18 protein-coding genes are annotated in these 15,540 nt (G+C 69.7%); 10 read left to right on the forward strand and 8 right to left on the reverse strand.

Annotated features, from left to right (window positions below):
* Positions 1-118 precede the first annotated feature (118 nt).
* Positions 119-745, forward strand: a complete 627-nt coding sequence (locus ACSF8R_RS00315; protein ID WP_434809838.1) for a TetR/AcrR family transcriptional regulator — start codon at positions 119-121, stop codon at positions 743-745.
* Position 746: 1 nt separating this feature from the next.
* Here the strand turns inward: ACSF8R_RS00315 and ACSF8R_RS00320 are convergent, their stop codons facing one another.
* Both ACSF8R_RS00320 and ACSF8R_RS00325 read right to left on the reverse strand, forming a co-directional pair.
* A complete protein-coding gene (locus ACSF8R_RS00320) occupies positions 747-1,739 on the reverse strand; it encodes an o-succinylbenzoate synthase (protein WP_434809839.1) in 993 nt (330 codons plus the stop codon).
* Positions 1,740-1,749: 10 nt separating this feature from the next.
* The gene (locus ACSF8R_RS00325) at positions 1,750-1,911 is read right to left on the reverse strand and encodes a hypothetical protein (RefSeq protein ID WP_434809840.1); all 162 of its coding nucleotides are present in this window, start codon (positions 1,909-1,911) and stop codon (positions 1,750-1,752) included.
* A gap of 95 nt (positions 1,912-2,006) precedes the next feature.
* On the opposite strand from ACSF8R_RS00325, the gene ACSF8R_RS00330 reads away from it, so the two are divergent.
* A complete protein-coding gene (locus ACSF8R_RS00330; protein WP_434809841.1) occupies positions 2,007-2,339 on the forward strand; it encodes a PadR family transcriptional regulator in 333 nt (110 codons plus the stop codon).
* A gap of 14 nt (positions 2,340-2,353) precedes the next feature.
* Positions 2,354-3,307 (forward strand): permease prefix domain 1-containing protein, encoded by a 954-nt coding sequence (locus ACSF8R_RS00335; RefSeq protein ID WP_434809842.1) that lies wholly within the window; start codon positions 2,354-2,356, stop codon positions 3,305-3,307.
* Positions 3,308-3,352: 45 nt separating this feature from the next.
* Here the strand turns inward: ACSF8R_RS00335 and ACSF8R_RS00340 are convergent, their stop codons facing one another.
* The 4 genes from ACSF8R_RS00340 to ACSF8R_RS00355 all read right to left on the reverse strand — a co-directional run bounded on the left by ACSF8R_RS00340 (position 3,353) and on the right by ACSF8R_RS00355 (position 6,226).
* Positions 3,353-3,964 (reverse strand): AAA family ATPase, encoded by a 612-nt coding sequence (locus ACSF8R_RS00340; RefSeq protein WP_434809843.1) that lies wholly within the window; start codon positions 3,962-3,964, stop codon positions 3,353-3,355.
* A 164-nt stretch (positions 3,965-4,128) separates the two neighbouring features.
* Entirely contained in the window at positions 4,129-4,533 is a 405-nt protein-coding gene (locus ACSF8R_RS00345; protein WP_434809844.1) for a glucose-6-phosphate dehydrogenase, read from the reverse strand.
* A gap of 90 nt (positions 4,534-4,623) precedes the next feature.
* Positions 4,624-4,944, reverse strand: a complete 321-nt coding sequence (locus ACSF8R_RS00350; RefSeq protein ID WP_434809845.1) for an antibiotic biosynthesis monooxygenase family protein — start codon at positions 4,942-4,944, stop codon at positions 4,624-4,626.
* A gap of 124 nt (positions 4,945-5,068) precedes the next feature.
* The gene (locus ACSF8R_RS00355) at positions 5,069-6,226 is read right to left on the reverse strand and encodes a hypothetical protein (protein ID WP_434809846.1); all 1,158 of its coding nucleotides are present in this window, start codon (positions 6,224-6,226) and stop codon (positions 5,069-5,071) included.
* A 122-nt stretch (positions 6,227-6,348) separates the two neighbouring features.
* On the opposite strand from ACSF8R_RS00355, the gene ACSF8R_RS00360 reads away from it, so the two are divergent.
* From ACSF8R_RS00360 to ACSF8R_RS00370, 3 genes are all read left to right on the forward strand, one after another.
* The gene (locus tag ACSF8R_RS00360) at positions 6,349-7,251 is read left to right on the forward strand and encodes a 1,4-dihydroxy-2-naphthoyl-CoA synthase (RefSeq protein ID WP_434809847.1); all 903 of its coding nucleotides are present in this window, start codon (positions 6,349-6,351) and stop codon (positions 7,249-7,251) included.
* The gene (locus ACSF8R_RS00365; RefSeq protein WP_434809848.1) at positions 7,251-8,372 is read left to right on the forward strand and encodes an AMP-binding protein; all 1,122 of its coding nucleotides are present in this window, start codon (positions 7,251-7,253) and stop codon (positions 8,370-8,372) included. Before ACSF8R_RS00360 ends, ACSF8R_RS00365 begins: the two co-directional genes overlap by 1 nt.
* Before the next feature lie 132 nt (positions 8,373-8,504).
* Positions 8,505-9,491, forward strand: a complete 987-nt coding sequence (locus ACSF8R_RS00370; RefSeq protein WP_434809849.1) for a 1,4-dihydroxy-2-naphthoate polyprenyltransferase — start codon at positions 8,505-8,507, stop codon at positions 9,489-9,491.
* A 27-nt stretch (positions 9,492-9,518) separates the two neighbouring features.
* Here the strand turns inward: ACSF8R_RS00370 and ACSF8R_RS00375 are convergent, their stop codons facing one another.
* A complete protein-coding gene (locus ACSF8R_RS00375) occupies positions 9,519-9,794 on the reverse strand; it encodes a DUF4229 domain-containing protein (protein ID WP_434809850.1) in 276 nt (91 codons plus the stop codon).
* A gap of 75 nt (positions 9,795-9,869) precedes the next feature.
* On the opposite strand from ACSF8R_RS00375, the gene ACSF8R_RS00380 reads away from it, so the two are divergent.
* From ACSF8R_RS00380 to ACSF8R_RS00395, 4 genes are all read left to right on the forward strand, one after another.
* On the forward strand, positions 9,870-10,313 hold the full coding sequence (locus ACSF8R_RS00380) for a PLD nuclease N-terminal domain-containing protein (protein ID WP_434809851.1): 444 nt from the start codon (positions 9,870-9,872) through the stop codon (positions 10,311-10,313).
* Position 10,314: 1 nt separating this feature from the next.
* Entirely contained in the window at positions 10,315-12,108 is a 1,794-nt protein-coding gene (menD, locus tag ACSF8R_RS00385; RefSeq protein ID WP_434809852.1) for a 2-succinyl-5-enolpyruvyl-6-hydroxy-3-cyclohexene-1-carboxylic-acid synthase, read from the forward strand.
* Positions 12,109-12,133: 25 nt separating this feature from the next.
* Positions 12,134-12,988 carry a polyphosphate kinase 2 family protein gene (locus ACSF8R_RS00390; protein WP_434809853.1) on the forward strand — a complete coding sequence of 285 codons (855 nt, stop codon included), beginning with the start codon at positions 12,134-12,136 and terminating at the stop codon, positions 12,986-12,988.
* A 150-nt stretch (positions 12,989-13,138) separates the two neighbouring features.
* A complete protein-coding gene (locus ACSF8R_RS00395; protein ID WP_434809854.1) occupies positions 13,139-14,248 on the forward strand; it encodes a hypothetical protein in 1,110 nt (369 codons plus the stop codon).
* 9 nt (positions 14,249-14,257) lie between these two features.
* Here ACSF8R_RS00395 and ACSF8R_RS00400 read toward each other — a convergent pair whose 3' ends face one another.
* Entirely contained in the window at positions 14,258-15,523 is a 1,266-nt protein-coding gene (locus ACSF8R_RS00400; protein ID WP_434809855.1) for an isochorismate synthase, read from the reverse strand.
* Positions 15,524-15,540 lie beyond the last annotated feature (17 nt).

The following is a 15,540-nucleotide window of genomic DNA, read 5'->3' on the forward strand; positions in this document are numbered from 1 at the left end:
CGATACAACGCTGTATCCAATACATAGATGTATCCTAAGTCTGGTCCTCGACGCAATCCTGGGGACTCGGTGTGAAGATCGGCCCGCAGTGATCGACGGGCAGAGAGGAGCCGCGCGCATGACCGACGTGACCGCCAAACCGGCCCCCCGGCGTCGCGAGCAGACGCGCGCGAGGCTGCTCGACGCGGCACATGAGGTGTTCGCCGAAGTCGGTATGGATGCCGCGTCGGTCGAGATGGTGTGCGAGCGTGCCGGGTTCACGCGCGGTGCATTCTACTCGAACTTCGAATCGAAGGATGAGCTGTTCCTCGCGCTCATCATGCAGCTGGCCGAACAGAAGATGGCCGAAGTCGCCGACCGTGTGCGCGAGATACCCGACGAGGCTGCGGGTGACCCGGTGCGCATGGTGCGGCACATCGTCGGTGCCTCGTTCGGTGAGCAGCTCAAGTCCGATCTCGTCAGCGAGATCCAGGCGCAGGCCATGCGCGACGGCCGCATGGCCGAGGCGTTCCTGACGTGGCAGCGTGCCGTGTGCGGACGGATCGAGCAGATCATCGCCCAAGTGGTCGAAACGCACGGCATCCGCCTGCGCATCTCGGTCGCCGAGGCCGCAGAGCTCCTCCACGACGTGACGACCGCGACCTGCACGAACGCGACCCTCGAAGGGTGCACACAGGCCGAGATCGGCGAGCGGCTCAACACGCGCCTCGAGATGCTCGTCGGCGCGCTCGTCGAACCGCGCTGACTCAGCCCGCCAGCAGCGCGTGGCAGCGCCGCAGGCGCTGCGTCCACCATTCGCGTCGCTCGTCGGAGGCGGCATGGCGCTCGAGCAGGGTGGCATCCACCTCCACGCGAGCGACCGGCAACCCCCCGCCGCGCGGGGTGAGGGGCGAAGCGGTGACGTCGGCCGCCAGGAGCGACGCGGTGCCCAGGCCGCAGTCGAATTCGAGGTCGGGAAGCGATGCGGCCAGCGCGACGCCCATCGACAGGCCGACGCTCGTGTCGAGCGCGCTCGAGACCACAGCGGGCAGGCCCGCATCCGCGACGATCTCGAGCGCGCGCGCGATGCCGCCGAGCGGCTGCGCCTTGACGACGATGAGGTCGGCGGCCCCTGCCCGAGCAACTGCGAGCGGGTCGTCGGCCTTGCGGACCGACTCGTCGGCGGCGACCGGAATGCCCATGTAGCGGATGCGGGTGCGCAGTTGGGCGAGTTCATCGACGCTCGCGCACGGCTGTTCGACGTATTCCAGGTCGAACTCGGCGAGTGCGTGCACCGCGTGCTCGGCTTCGTCGAGGTTCCAGCCGCCGTTCGCGTCGACGCGGATACGCCCCTCGGGCCCCATCGCCTCGCGCACGGCCCGCACCCGCGCGACATCGTCGGCCAGGCGCTGGCCGCGCTCGGCCACCTTGACCTTCGCAGTGCGGCATCCGTCGAACCGGGCCAGCACGCCGGGCACCGCGTCTGCTGTCACCGCCGGCACCGTCGCATTGACCGGGATGCGGTCGCGCACCGGCGCGGGCTGCTCACGCCAGCCGAAGTCGATCGCCGCAGCGAGCCACGTCGCCGCCTCGGTGTCGTCGTACTCGACGAAGGGGGAGAACTCGCTCCACCCCTCAGGTCCCCGGAGCAGGAGCGCCTCGCGAGTCTCGACGCCGCGGAATCGCGTCACGAGCGGCAGTGCGACGACGTGGAACTCGGTCGTCAGGTCAGACAGGGCTGGAATGCTCACGGCATCCATCCTGGCTTGATCAGAACATGAAGGTCTGGTTCTGGACCGACGATCCGCGCTCAGCGCTGCTGCCCTGTGCGGCGCGACGGTAGTTCTCGTTCTGCACCTGCGCCTGCTCACGGGTGAGCGGCTTGCCGAAGATCGCCTGCTTGATGCGAGTGAAGGTCGAACGGATGCCCATGATGGAACCCCCTTTTCTCGATTCTTCCAGACCCCGACGTCCGCGTCAGACTGTGTCATTGACGATAGTGTGTGTCACACAGTATCGTGTGAGGCGTGAGCGAGACGGAAGCACTTGAGACGCACCTGCAAGAGCTGCGGCGGGGCACGGTGGTGCTCGCCGTGCTCCGACTGCTCGCCGAGCCCGGCTACGGCTACGGGCTGCTCGAGCAGTTGAACGCGCGCGGGTTCGACACCGACGCCAACACGCTCTATCCGCTGCTTCGGCGCCTCGAGAAGCAGGGGCACCTCACGAGCGAGTGGAACACCGAGGAGGCGCGACCCCGCAAGTTCTACCGCACCAGCGCGCAGGGTGCTCGCCTTGCGGGCGTCCTCGCCACCGATTTCCGCACGGTCGCCGCCGCGATCGCCGACCTTCCTGAAGCCTGAACCGGAGGACCACCATGGATGCCACCCTCACCGACCGCTATCTCCTCGCCGTCACCCGGGCCGTCCCCGAAGCGCAGCGCGACGACGTCGAGCGCGAACTGTCGGCCCTGCTCGCCGATCAGATCGACGACCGCGTCGCCGCCGGCGAAACACCCGCCGCCGCAGAGCGCGCCGTCATCGAGGCGCTCGGCGACCCCGATGTGCTGGCCGCCGGCTACGCCGACCGGCCGTTGCAGCTGATCGGCCCCCGGTACTTCTTGGAGTGGAAGCGGCTGCTGATCCTGCTGCTGTGGATCGTGCCGACCTGCGCCGCCTTCGGGGTCGCGCTGGGCAAGATGCTCTCGGGTGCCGAGGTCGGCGATGTCATCGGCACGACCGTCGTCACCGTCATCACGGTGATCATGCACGTGTGCTTCTGGGTGACGCTCGTGTTCGCGATCATCGAGCGCACCGGTGCCCGCTCCGGAGCGCCGGTGCTCGAGTGGACGCCCGACCGGTTGCCGCTGCCGCGCGAGACGGGCGCCCGCCTGTCGGACCTCGTCGCATCGGTCATCTTCATGGTGTTCCTGGCGGGACTCATCCTGTGGGACCTCGGCGTCGGCTTCGTCCCCACAGACGACGGACTCGTCTCGGTGCTCAACAGCTCGCTGTGGCCGGTCGAGATCGTGCTGCTGTTCGTCGTGATGGCCCTCGAGATCGCGCTCGCCGCCTGGGTGTACCGGATGGGTCGCTGGACGGTCGCGGCCGCGGTCGTGAACACCGTGCTCGCGCTCGCGGCCGCCGGCATCCTGTTCTACAACCTCGGTGTGCTGTTCAACCCGGCTGCCGTCCAAGCCGGCCTCGACGCAGGGGCGGGCGAAGACCTCCTGTTCATCCTCCGCACGATCACCGGGTTCACGATCGCCGGCGTCGCCGTCTGGGACATCATCGACGGGTTCCTCAAGGCGCGTCGCGCGCCGCGGCGGTGAGCACAACGTCGCCAATTCGCCACGTGCAGGCTGAGAATGGCCGGCTCAAGGCCGTTCGGGATCGGAATTGCGACGTTGTGCACGCGACGATGCGGCGACCGCGGCGGTGAGTGGCCCGACGATCCACGCGTCGACCTGCCGCTGGGATCGCAGTCGGACGACGGGCAGTGCGGGATGGGTCTCCGCGAGCGCCGGGATGCGCGCGCGGTAATTGTTGCGGGTGGAGATCGACCAGCGGACGATGTGCTCGCGGTCGGTGAAGAACGTACGCAGCGACGGCTCGACGTTGCCGTTCCACAGCTCCTCACGACGGATGCGGCGGCGAAGGGTCCGCGAGACCACCCGCGGCAGCGTCACGGTGGCGAAGGGCAGGTCGAGCCAGACGAGCAGGTCGGCCCGATCGCTCAGCACCGGCCGGGCGGTGCGGTACTGCCACTCGGTGACCCACGCCGGCTCCGCCGTGAACGCATCGACGTCGTCGAGAAACGTCGGTCTCGGCGTCCAGTCGGCGCCGTGGAACAGGCCATCGATCTCGACGTGCGGCACCGCGGCGACGGCGGCGATGCGACCCGCGAGGGTCGTCTTGCCTGAACCTGAGACGCCCGCGACGACGATCTTCTGCGGCCGCACGGGCAGCGGATCGTCGAATCGCAGCATCCGCCGATGCTACTTGCTGCCGCGCCCGGTTCAACATTCAGGCTCTGCGTGGCCCAAGTGCTGCGATGCCCGCGGAACTCTGCGGCTCACGTCGCCGGAGACCTCGCGAAGCCTGAATGTTGAACGCGCGATCCTCGGCAGCGGCTGGGACGCTGCGGCGCTGCTCAGATGCGCTGGCCGCACATGCCGCATTCGCCGGTGGCGGAGACCTCGACGAAGCAGTCGGGGCACATGGCCCGCACGATATCGGTCGGCGCTTGACGCTTCGGGATCGTCTCGCGGCGGGCCGGTTCGCGGCGGGGCGCACGCGATGCGCGCGCGGGCGCTGCGGCCGCCACGGGGCGGGCGGGGGCCTTCGGGGTGTGTGCGGCGCAATAGAAGCGCACGAAGCCGGCCGGGTTCGTGGGATGCCGATGCTTCACCGCCCACAGGTCGGTGCGCGGCAGCGCATCGGCGTCGCCGGGACACGCAGCGCAACGAGCAGGTTCGCCGGGGGCGACATCTGCGGCGCGGAACGGCATGTCGAACGACAGGGCGTCCCGCCAGTCGGAGCTTCGGGTGATTCGCATGGCGCGACCTCCGGGGGAGAGGGTGGTCCCTACCAGGATCGCATGCTCGCCCGGCTCCTGCGACCGGGTCACCGGACGCTCACCGGAGGTTCATTCCGTGCGCTGAGCCTCGGGTGCGCCGAGCGGAATCTCGGTGAAGTGCTCGACGACCGGGAACGGGTCGTAGAAGTCGTGCAGCAGGTGCCGCCACTGCTCGTATTCGGCCGACCGTCGGAAGCCCTCGGTGTGCGCTTCGACGCTTTCCCACGAGACCAGCAGCAGGTATTCGTTCGGGGTCTCGGCCGACCGGTGCAGGGCGAGGTCGATGAAGCCGGGCTGGCACGCGATCAGCGGGCGGGCACGCGCGAACGCGGCTTCGAAGTCCGCTTCGCGACCGGCGCGTACGGGCAGGACGGCGTGTTCGAGGATCACGGGCTCATTCTGGCGGAGACCACCGCACGTCGGTGCCGCAGAAGACCGTGTCCGCCGCGTCCGTGTGCAGACACGGCCAGGATCGCGACGACGAGCAATGCCGGCAGCGCGAGCGCTGCGCGACTCACGGCGTCAGCATCCAGACGGACCTCAGGCGTTCGCCCTCGCGGCTGTTCCACGCGGTGCCACCGAAGGCGAGGAGTCGGTCACCCATCCAGGCGGTCGTCCGCACAACGTCGGGGATGTCGTCGACCGGTGGCAGCGGCTCCCACGTGCGCGCATCGTCGTCGTAGAGGTACCCGGAGGCGACCGAGAGGTGAGTGCCGACCGCATCGGCGAGCCCCGGCTGATGGTTGCCGGTAGGCAGGTTCGGCAACGGCTCCCACGCACCGTCGGGCAGGGTAATGACCCCGCCGTTCGGATACACGCGTCCCCAGTTGCCTATCTCCCCGCCGTCCGCGCCGCCGAGCGACGGTGCGATCAGGCGGTCGCCGTTGACGGCCCACGGCCAATCGGCGATCTGCTCGGTATCGGGCAGCCGCGTCCAGGTCTGGGTCTCGCGGTCGAACAGTGCCGCGAGTGTAAGCGAGGGGCCGTCGGCGCCGGGATTGTCGACGAGATCGTGGGCCGTCAGCACGAGGCCGTGCGTCGTGGGCGTCAGCATCCGGTTGAACGCATCGCCGATCGGGTCGGCGGGGAGCTCTGTCCATTCGCCGGTCGCACCGTCGAGCACGAGGTCAGGCACGCCGCCGTATTCGTCGGAGGCCGAGACCAGGAGCAGATCGTCGCCGTCGGCGACGAGGAGGTGTCCAACCTCGAGTGGGGCATCCACGGTCGCCCACGTGTCTGCAGCGGGATCGTAGGAGAGCAGCGTTTGTTCGTCGGCGATGAGCGTGCTCGTCACGTACACGAGGTCACCGACCGTGACAGCCGTCGGGGACGGCAGCCCCATCGGGGCGTCGGCGATCGCCCGCCAGGTGCCAGTCTCGGGGTCGAGCGCTGCGCCGTCGGCAACCGGGTCGCCTGCGATGCAGTACGCATTCGGTGGGCACGGTGGTCCGGTCGAACCGCCGAGCACGAGGAGCTCGCTGCCGGTCCACGCAGCGGCGGGCTGGTCCCGCGGCTCGAGAGGGAAGTCGTCGAACTGCACCCACGCTCGGGCATCGGGTGACGCGGTCTCCGAGGGGGGAGCTGTCGTGCCGGGCGTCGTCGCGCACGCGCTCAGTGAGAGCGCTGCTGCGATGACCAGTGCCCCGGCGTGCAGTCCGCGTCGACGGTCCATGCTCCGACAGTGTCGCGACATCGGCATCCGTCTCACCGCGCGGGCGACGAAGGTGTCCATGTCGCCACTGTAGGCGCCGCGGCATCGGTGGGTGTGGTGGCCCGCGGCCGTAGGCTGGACGTGTGACCGTCTCCGAGCTGTTCGACCCTGCGGAGTGGGTGCTCGCGCCCGGCGCTGAGGCCTACACCGACATCACCGCCCACGTGTCCGTCGACGGGCGCATCGCGCGCATCGCGTTCGACCGCCCCGAGGTGCGAAACGCGTTCCGTCCGCACACGGTCGACGAGCTGTACCGTGCGCTCGACATCGCCCGGCAGGACCCGAGGGTCGGCGTCGTGCTGCTCACCGGCAACGGTCCGAGCGCCAAGGACGGCGGCTGGGCGTTCTGCTCGGGCGGCGACCAGCGCATCCGCGGCCGCGACGGCTACACGTACGCCGCAGACGATGCCACCGCGCCCGACCCCGCCCGCGCCGGGCGGTTGCACATCCTGGAGGTGCAGCGGCTCATCCGCTTCATGCCGAAGGTCGTCATCGCCGTCATCCCCGGGTGGGCGGCGGGCGGCGGCCACTCGCTGCACATCGTGTGCGACCTGTCGATCGCGTCGGCTGAGCACGCCCGGTTCAAGCAGACGGATGCCGATGTCGGCTCGTTCGACGCCGGTTACGGCTCCGCCTATATGGCGCGGCAGGTGGGGCAGAAGCTCGCGCGCGAGGTGTTCTTCCTCGCCGAGGAGTATTCGGCCAAGCGTGCGTACGAGATGGGCGCCGTGAACCGGGTCGTGCCGCACGCCGACCTCGAGCGCGAGGCGATCGCGATGGCGCGCACGATCCTCGGCAAGTCGCCGACCGCGATCCGCATGCTGAAGTTCGCCTTCAACGCGATCGACGACGGCATGGTGGGTCAGCAGGTGTTCGCCGGTGAGGCGACCCGCCTCGCCTACGGCACCGACGAGGCCGTCGAAGGCCGCGACGCGTTCCTGCAGAAGCGCGACCCGGACTGGTCGCCCTACCCGTACCACTACTGATGCTGCTGAGCCCACTGGTCTCCGCCAACCCGCGCGACGTGCTGCGCGCGTTGCGGGCGGCGGTGCTGGGTGCGGGGCCGGCGGTCGCGCTCGGCGGCGACCCCGCGTGCTTGCCTGCTGAGGTGCCCGCCGGCACCGCCGTCGTCCTCACGACGTCGGGGTCGACCGGCATCCCCAAGTCCGTCGTCCTCGGCCGTCACGCCCTCACCGCGAGCGCGCTGGCCACGAGCGCGCGGATCGGCGACGGTGCGTGGCTGCTGGCGTTGCCGGCCACCTACATCGCCGGTGTCCAGGTGCTCGTGCGCGCCCTCATCGCCGGGCACGAGCCAGCCCTGCTGAGCGGCTCGTTCACGGCGCAGACGTTCGCCGCGGCGACGCACGGGCTTGCATCGAGCCGCGGGGGTACCCCGGTGCCGCGGTACACGTCGCTCGTGCCGGCGCAGCTGGCGACCCTGCTCGACGTCGACGACCCGCAGGTGGATGCCGCCCTCGCCGCCTACGAGGCGATCCTCGTCGGCGGTCAGGCCATCTCGCCGGCGCTGCTGGAGCGTGCGGCCGAGCGCGGTGCGCGCATCGTGCGCACGTATGGGTCGACCGAGACAAGCGGCGGGTGCGTCTACGACGGCGTGCCGCTCGATGGTGTCGGCCTGCGCGTCGTCGACGGCGAGGTGCAGGTATCGGGCCCGACCCTCGCCGAAGGGTACCTCGACGAGGCGCTCACGGCATCCGCGTTCACCGTCGACGATGGCATCCGCTGGTATCGCACCGGTGATGCCGGCGCGGTCGAAGGCGACGTTTTGCGGATCACCGGCCGACTCGACAACGTCATCGTCTCGGGCGGGGTCAACGTCTCGCTCGACCGGGTCGAACGTGTCGTGCACACCGTGCCGGGGCTCGAGCAGGCCGTCGTCGTGCCGATCGCCGACGAGCGGTGGGGGCAGGCCTCCGCCATCGTCGCCGCCGGCGTCACCGACCCGGACGCCGCGCTCACCGCCGCGCGCACCGCAGTCGCCGCCGAACTCGGCGCCCCGGCCCGACCCGCCCGCATCATTCCCGTCGCCGAGATCCCGCGCCTGCCGTCAGGCAAACCCGACCGCCGCGCCGCCCGCGCCCTCGCCTGACGTCAGGACAGCGGCTCAGGATGCCGGGAACGGGCCCGTTTTAGTGCTGCGGGTACCCGGTGACCGACAACGCGATGCTCGCCTGCTCCGGTGAGCGTGCACGCAGAAGGGCGCTGACTAGAATCTCCCCTCGTGGCAGCATCCTCGCGCGGCAAGCGCGCCTCCAAGAAGCAACATACGAAGAAGCAGCAGCCCTCGCGCGGCAATCCCCAGAAGGTGCGCACCGCCGGCCCACGCCGCGTGACGCCGGCGACCGCCAAGGACTGGATCGGCGCGGCACGGCTGCGCACGCTCCCGCTGGCGATCACGCCCGTCGCGATCGGCACCGGCGCGGCGCTGCTCGTCGACAACCGCTTCCATTGGGTGCTCGCGCTCGCGTGTCTGACCGTCGCCGTCGCACTCCAGATCGGCGTGAACTACGCGAACGACTACAGCGACGGCATCCGCGGCACCGACGCCCACCGCGTCGGGCCGGCGCGGCTGACCGCATCCGGCAAGGCGAAGCCTCGCGCCGTGCTCACCGTTGCACTCGTCTTCTTCGCGATCGCTGCGATCGCCGGTGTCGCGATCGTCGTGCGCACGCAGCACTGGTGGATGCTGGCGATCGGCGCCGCCTGCATCCTGGCCGCCTGGTTCTACACCGGCGGCAAGCGCCCCTACGGCTACGCCGGGCTCGGCGAACTGTTCGTCTTCGTCTTCTTCGGGCTGGTCGCCACCGTCGGCACTGCATTCGTGCAGTCGGGTGGCGTGCCGCAGGAAGCGTGGCTCGGCGGTATCGCCGCCGGTGCGCTCGCGTGCGCCGTGCTGCTGGCGAACAACCTGCGCGACATCGATCAGGACCGGCTCGCCGGCAAACGCACCCTCAGCGTGCTGATCGGGCGGCGTGCGACGCAGGGGCTGTTCACGGTGCTCATGGTCGTGCCGTTCGCCATCGCGATCCTGTTCACGCAGGTCTACCCGATCGCCTGGCTCACGCTCCTGGCACTCATGCCCGCCGCAGCCGCGACGCTCATCGTCTGGACCTACCGCGCACCGCGCGAACTGGTCGTCGCACTCGGTGTGACGTCGCTGACGAGCGTCCTGTACGGCGCGCTGCTCACCTGGGCCCTCGTCGGCTGAGAACCGGTCGGCTGTGCGGCAGCACCGTCACTCGAGGCGGTCTTCGACCTCTTCGTCGGTCGGCTGCGCGGGGCGCTTGGCGTCGACATCGCGGGCGGCTCTGGCATCGGCCATACCGGCCGTCATGTCGTTGAGGGGCTTTCGCAGGAACAGCATCGACAGGCTCAGCCCGATGAGCGCGGCGAAGATCGCGGCCAGCCAGTAGTACTCCCGCAGCACCGGGATGAGCATCATCAGTCCGAAGGGGACGAGGAACGCCAACAGGCGCAGCACGCTGTAGATGATCACGGAGCGGGCACGCATACCTCGATCCTACGTCGCATGACCGCGGGCGTCAGGCCGCCGCCGGAGCACGCACTGCCCGCCTAGGATGGTGATGTGGCGCGTGTTCTCATCCCGTTGGGCCTGCTGCTGGTCGCGTTCTGGATCTACAGCATCGTCGACTGCGCCCTGCAGGCACCCACGCGGCACCGCGGCGTGAGCAAGCCGGTCTGGATCCTCATCATCATCCTGCTGCCGGTGTTCGGCGGCATCCTGTGGTTCGTCGTCGGACGTGCCCGAAAGCGCACCATGCCGGTGTTCCGGGCTCCCGACGACAACCCCGAGTTCCTCGGCTCGATCGGCTCGATCGCCGACCAGGACGAGCGCATCCGCCGGCTCGAAGAAGAGCTCGCCGCATTGGATGCAGAAGACGACGACCCGCGCTGGCACGCCGCCGACGGTGCCGTCGAGCCGGGTGAAGATCCTGCAACCGATTCCCCGACACCGTCCGATAGCGGCACGTCCGACGACGACGGCGACGGCCGCGACACCCGCGCCTGAGATGACCGACCGACTCGACCGGGCGCCGGCGACGGACGCGGCCGCTGCCCTCCTCGGCCGGTTGGTCGATGCGGGCGTGGCGCACGTGGTCGTCAGCCCCGGGTCCCGCTCGCAGGCGCTCGCGCTCGCCGCGGCAGAACTCGAAGCCCGCGGGCGCGTGCAGGTGCATGTGCGCATCGATGAGCGCGTTGCGGGGTTCACGGCGCTCGGCATCGGCCGCGAGACCGGTGTGCCGGCCGCGGTCATCTGCACGTCCGGCACTGCCGTCGCGAATCTGCTGCCCGCCGCACTCGAGGCCCATCACGCCGGTGTGCCGCTGCTGCTGCTGACAGCTGACCGGCCGCCCGAACTGCGCGGTGTTGGCGCGAACCAGACCACCCGCCAACCCGGCATCTTCTCGCCGAACATGCGGTTCGAGGCCGATGTGCCAGTCCCCGAAGCGATCGACGATGACGGCACGGCGGAGCAGACCGTCATGCTCCGCACGCTCGCCGATGACGCGTTCGCTGCGGCACTCGGCGTCGGAGCCCGCGCCGCCGGGCCCGTGCACCTGAACCTTCCCGTGCGGGAACCGCTCGCCGGTGCCCTGCCGACGTGGTTCGGCGTCGAGGTGCCACCCACGGAGGCGTCCGCAGAGGACGCGATCGTCGATGTCGCCGACGAGCCGCAGCCGTGGGGTGCGCTGTATCAGGGCGGCGGGGGCGTGGGCGAGTCCGACCTGCCCGCCGATGCCGATGACGCGCCGACGATGCTCGATCGCGGACCGCGCACCGTGGTCGTCGCCGGCGCCGACGCCGGTCCGTCCGCCGAGTCGCTCGCGCACGCCGGCGCGTGGCCGCTGATCGCCGAGATCGTCAGCGGCTCGCGGTTCGGGCGCCACGTCGTGCACGGGTATCGCGCACTGCTGACGGACGGCGATCTCGGCGGGCGCATCGAGCGCGTCGTCGTCTTCGGGCACCCGACCCTCAGCCGCGAGGTCACCGCCGTGCTCTCGCGAGACGACGTCGAGGTGATCGCCGTGCGCGGGCCCGGTGAACCACTCAATCTCAACGGTGCGACGGTGGCTGCGGATGCCGTCGCCGTGGCGCCGGGAGACCCCGACAAGGAGTGGCTCGGTGCGTGGATGCGGGCATCACGTGACGCCGCCGTCGACCTGAGCCCTGCGGCCCCGGACGCAGACGCGCTTGCGTCGGCTGAACCCGAGACGCGACTCGGTGCGATCTCTGCCGAACTCAGCATCATCCGGGCCCGGATCGACCGCGCGGCGCTCGTCGATGCGGTGTGGCGCGCGACGTGGCCGCACGACCGGCTGCTGTTCGCCTCGTCGCGTCTCGTGCGGGTCGCCGACCAGCTGCTGGGTGGCAAGAAGGTGCCGGTGCACGCCAATCGCGGACTCGCCGGCATCGACGGCACGGTCGCGACGGGCCTCGGCATCGCACTGGCCAGTCAGTCCGGCGGCGCCTCCGGGGTCACGCGGGTGCTCTCGGGCGATCTCGCCCTCCTGCACGACGTCGGGGCGCTGCTGCTGCCTCCAGGGGAGGTCGAGCCCCGCATTCAGGTCATCGTCGGCAACGACGGCGGCGGCACGATCTTCGACGGGCTCGAAGTGGCGACGGTGGCCGGCGCGGATGCCATGGATCGCGTGCTGTACACCCCGCACACGGTCCGGCTGGAGCAACTCGCAACCGCGTACGGCTGGGAGTATCAACGGGTCGCGACCCGGTCGGCGCTGGATCAGGCGCTCACCTCGCCGGTCGGTGGCCGGCAGCTCATCGAGGTCGCTCTGGAACGTTGAGGTGGGCTTCCGCCATGATGGCGGAATGAGCGCGAACGTGTGGAGTACCGAACCGACCGAACTGCTGCGGGTCGGTGACGGGTTCCGACTGGCCGATGTCGACCCGGCATCCACGCCCGGCTACACCGGTGGCAAGAAGCAGGGCGAGAGGGATCTCGCGGCCGCCGAGGGGCGCTTCGACGAACTGCAGGAACGCCTGTTCGCCCAGAGCCGGGCGAACCCGCGCTCGCCGTCGCTGCTGCTGGTGCTGCAGGCGATGGACTCTGCCGGCAAGGGCGGTATCGTGCGGCACGTGATCGGCGCCACCGACCCGCAAGGCGTGCATCTGAAGGCCTTCAAGAAGCCGACCGAGGAAGAGCTCGCACACGACTTCCTGTGGCGCATCGAGAAGGAGGTGCCGGCGGCCGGGTACATCGGTGTGTTCGACCGATCGCACTACGAAGACGTGCTCATCGGCAAGGTGCGCGAACTGGCGTCGCCAGATGAGATCGAACGCCGGTACGACGCGATCAACGCGTTCGAGACGCATCTCGACATCAGCGGCGTGCACGTCGTCAAGGTCATGCTGCACATCTCGCCCGACGAGCAGAAGTCCCGATTGATGGAGCGGCTCGACCGACCGGACAAGCACTGGAAGTACAACCCGGGCGATGTCGATGAGCGCAAGCTGTGGCCCGACTACATGGCCGCGTATCAGACGGTTTTCGAGCGAACCTCGAGCGAAGTGGCGCCCTGGCACGTCGTCCCAGCCGACCGCAAGTGGTACGCCCGGCTCGCCGTGCAACAGCTCGTCATCGATGCGCTGGAGCGCATCGATCCGCAGTGGCCCGCGGCGTCGTTCGACGTTGCGGCCGAGCGCGCGAGACTCGCCGCCACCTGAGCGGTGGCGGGCGTTTCGTCTCGCTGAACGGTCTGAGCCAATCGTCGGCTCGGACCCGCGGGTGCGGGTCTTGACCGTTGCACGTAAGAGGACTACTACTCATTGTGAGTGGCGCCGACCCGGGCGCCGATGGGGACTGGGGAGTTCACGATGCCGTTAGTCGGTGCAAAAGACGCGATCAGTGTGTTCGAGGACGCGATCGAGGTGCTCGACTCGCACGTCGTCCTCCCCGACGAGTCGACGAAGGGACCGAAGCCCTCACCAATCCGGCCGGGTCGACCGCTCAGCATCCGAATCGTCAGCGTGTTTCCAGGTGACGACGCGCACAAACGCGGACGGGATGCGATCTTGACGTCGGCGGTTCGCAGCCCATTGCTGCAGAACGCCAAGCCACTCGCGATGCACTACATGTACCAACGTCTCGAGTACGGGCGGCTCCTCAGTTCTCGGGCGGATGAACCCGGATCCGACGTCGTCTACTATTCGCCCGCGGAACTCAGCCAAGAGCTCGACGTGACAATTCGCTTCGCGTTCGACCGATTCAACAAGAAGACGTTCGAGTCCTGGGTGGACGCCGCGGCGACAGCCGCCGCGCTACCGGTGTTTGCGGTGTCCGGGCCCGCAGGCGCGGCTTGGGTCACGGTTGCGAAGACAGCCACGAAACTCATCGGACGCACTGTCGACAAGCTCATCGACGGCGACAACGACCGGGTGATGACGTGGCGTGTGAATCTCAGCTCGCCGGGCAAGCCGCTCACGAAGGCCGGCTACGTGCTCCTCTACCCGGACGGGAACACCCTCATCCCTGCGCACATCGATGCGGACAGCGGCGAGATCGTCTCCGAGGATGGCACGTTCGAGCGCAACGGTGAGCAGTTCGTGGTCGTCGACGGCAAGCTCTGCTGGAGCGAGACGAAAGCGCCGGTGGTGGAAGGCGATTCGTATGTGCTGGTGTACATCAACGGTGCCAAGATCAGCGAGTTGGACGGTTGGGGACCAGCCGCCGTGGCAGCGGGGCTGTCCGAGCGGTTCTTGAACGCAGACCGAGTCGGCGCGGAGGATGCGTTGGAAGCGTTCCGGTTGTTCAATGACATCTGGTGGCTACGCCAGCTCGACGAGATCGAGGGAGAACTGGCGGAGGCGCAGGATCTGCCGGACGGTGCCGACAAGACGAAGGCGATCAAGGCGTTGATCGCACGTCGGACGGCTGCACACAAGAACATCCAGGACACTGCACTGCGTCAGCTATCGAAGAAGTGAGCCTGACCCTCACGCCAGGGCGTCGACGATCGGGCGGAACTTCACCCTCGTCTCGAGCATCTCGGTCTCGGGGTCGCTGCCGGCGACGATGCCCGCACCGGCATGAGCAGTGAACGGGATGTCGTCGCGACCGCCCGGCGGGATCGCCGACAGGTCGAACTGCGCGCAGCGCAGCGCGATTGCCCACTCGCCATCACCGGCGGCGTCGATCCAGCCGACCGGTCCCGCGTACAGCCCCCGATCGAACGGCTCGAGCCGGCGGATGACGTCCATGGCGACCTGGGTCGGAGTGCCGGCGACGGCGGCGGTGGGATGCAGTGCCCCGAGCAGGTCGAGCGCCGACGCCGCGTCGCTCAGCGTCCCCTCCACGTCGGTGGCGAGGTGCCAGACATTCGGCAGCTTGAGGGTGAACGGCTCCTCCGCGGCGACGAGCGCCGACGTGTGCGGGCGCAGCGAACGCAGCACCGACTGCACCGCGTACTCGTGCTCGTCGAGGTCCTTCACGCTGGTCGCGAGGGCGAGGGATGCCGCCGTGTCGGCGTCGGCATCCGCACCGCGCGCGGTGGTGCCCGCCAGGACCCGGGCCGTGACCGTGCCGCCCGCGACGGTCACGAGCGTCTCGGGGCTCGCGCCGATGAGTCCGTCGACGGCGTACGTCCACGTGTCGGGGTAAGCGGTCGAAAGCGCGCGCACCAGCCGGCGCAGGTCTGCGCCGGGCGGCACGGTGCCCGCGATGTCTCGGGCAAGCACCACCTTCTCGACCTCCCCGGCGGCGATCGCGTCGAGGCCTGCGCGCACGGCTGCCTGGTAGCCCTCCGGGGTGAGGGTGCCGGGGCCGAGCGTCGGCGCCCAATGCGCGCCGAACGGCGTGGGCCGCGGTGCATCGGCCGTCGGGGCGGACCCGAGCCCGACGTGCGTGATCCAGGCGTGACCGCCGCGACGGCCGATGAGCACCTCGGGCACGCGCAGCGTGCCGCTGCGGCCCGACCGGGCGTCGAACGGGAGCGCGCCGAAGGCGACGAGTCCGGTGCCGGGCAGTCCGACGGGGTCGTCGACCTCGGCGTTGTCACAGACCCCGCGCCACCAGCGTGCCGCCTCGGCCGCGGTCGAGGCCGTCATCTCCGCCACAGCGGAACCGCCGACCATGACATCGCCCCGTCGCGACCACACGAGCGGATCACGCGGCGATGTCAGCTCAAGCAGTTCCTCGACCGTGCCCGGATCGACCTCGCGGGTCACGACGCACAGCTTGACGGGCGGCAGAGCGGAACTCACCTGTCCAGCCTACGACC

This window comes from Microbacterium sp. bgisy189 (genome assembly GCF_965345345.1).
GTDB lineage: Bacteria > Actinomycetota > Actinomycetes > Actinomycetales > Microbacteriaceae > Microbacterium.

Coding starts and splice junctions, on each gene's coding strand:
- ACSF8R_RS00315 (WP_434809838.1), top strand. CDS start 119: ATGACCGACGTGACCGCCAAACCGGCCCCCCGGCGTCGCGAGCAGACG.
- ACSF8R_RS00320 (WP_434809839.1), bottom strand. CDS start 1,739: ATGGATGCCGTGAGCATTCCAGCCCTGTCTGACCTGACGACCGAGTTC.
- ACSF8R_RS00325 (WP_434809840.1), bottom strand. CDS start 1,911: ATGGGCATCCGTTCGACCTTCACTCGCATCAAGCAGGCGATCTTCGGC.
- ACSF8R_RS00335 (WP_434809842.1), top strand. CDS start 2,354: ATGGATGCCACCCTCACCGACCGCTATCTCCTCGCCGTCACCCGGGCC.
- ACSF8R_RS00340 (WP_434809843.1), bottom strand. CDS start 3,964: ATGCTGCGATTCGACGATCCGCTGCCCGTGCGGCCGCAGAAGATCGTC.
- ACSF8R_RS00345 (WP_434809844.1), bottom strand. CDS start 4,533: ATGCGAATCACCCGAAGCTCCGACTGGCGGGACGCCCTGTCGTTCGAC.
- ACSF8R_RS00355 (WP_434809846.1), bottom strand. CDS start 6,226: ATGGACCGTCGACGCGGACTGCACGCCGGGGCACTGGTCATCGCAGCA.
- ACSF8R_RS00365 (WP_434809848.1), top strand. CDS start 7,251: ATGCTGCTGAGCCCACTGGTCTCCGCCAACCCGCGCGACGTGCTGCGC.
- ACSF8R_RS00375 (WP_434809850.1), bottom strand. CDS start 9,794: ATGCGTGCCCGCTCCGTGATCATCTACAGCGTGCTGCGCCTGTTGGCG.
- menD (WP_434809852.1), top strand. CDS start 10,315: ATGACCGACCGACTCGACCGGGCGCCGGCGACGGACGCGGCCGCTGCC.
- ACSF8R_RS00390 (WP_434809853.1), top strand. CDS start 12,134: ATGAGCGCGAACGTGTGGAGTACCGAACCGACCGAACTGCTGCGGGTC.
- ACSF8R_RS00395 (WP_434809854.1), top strand. CDS start 13,139: ATGCCGTTAGTCGGTGCAAAAGACGCGATCAGTGTGTTCGAGGACGCG.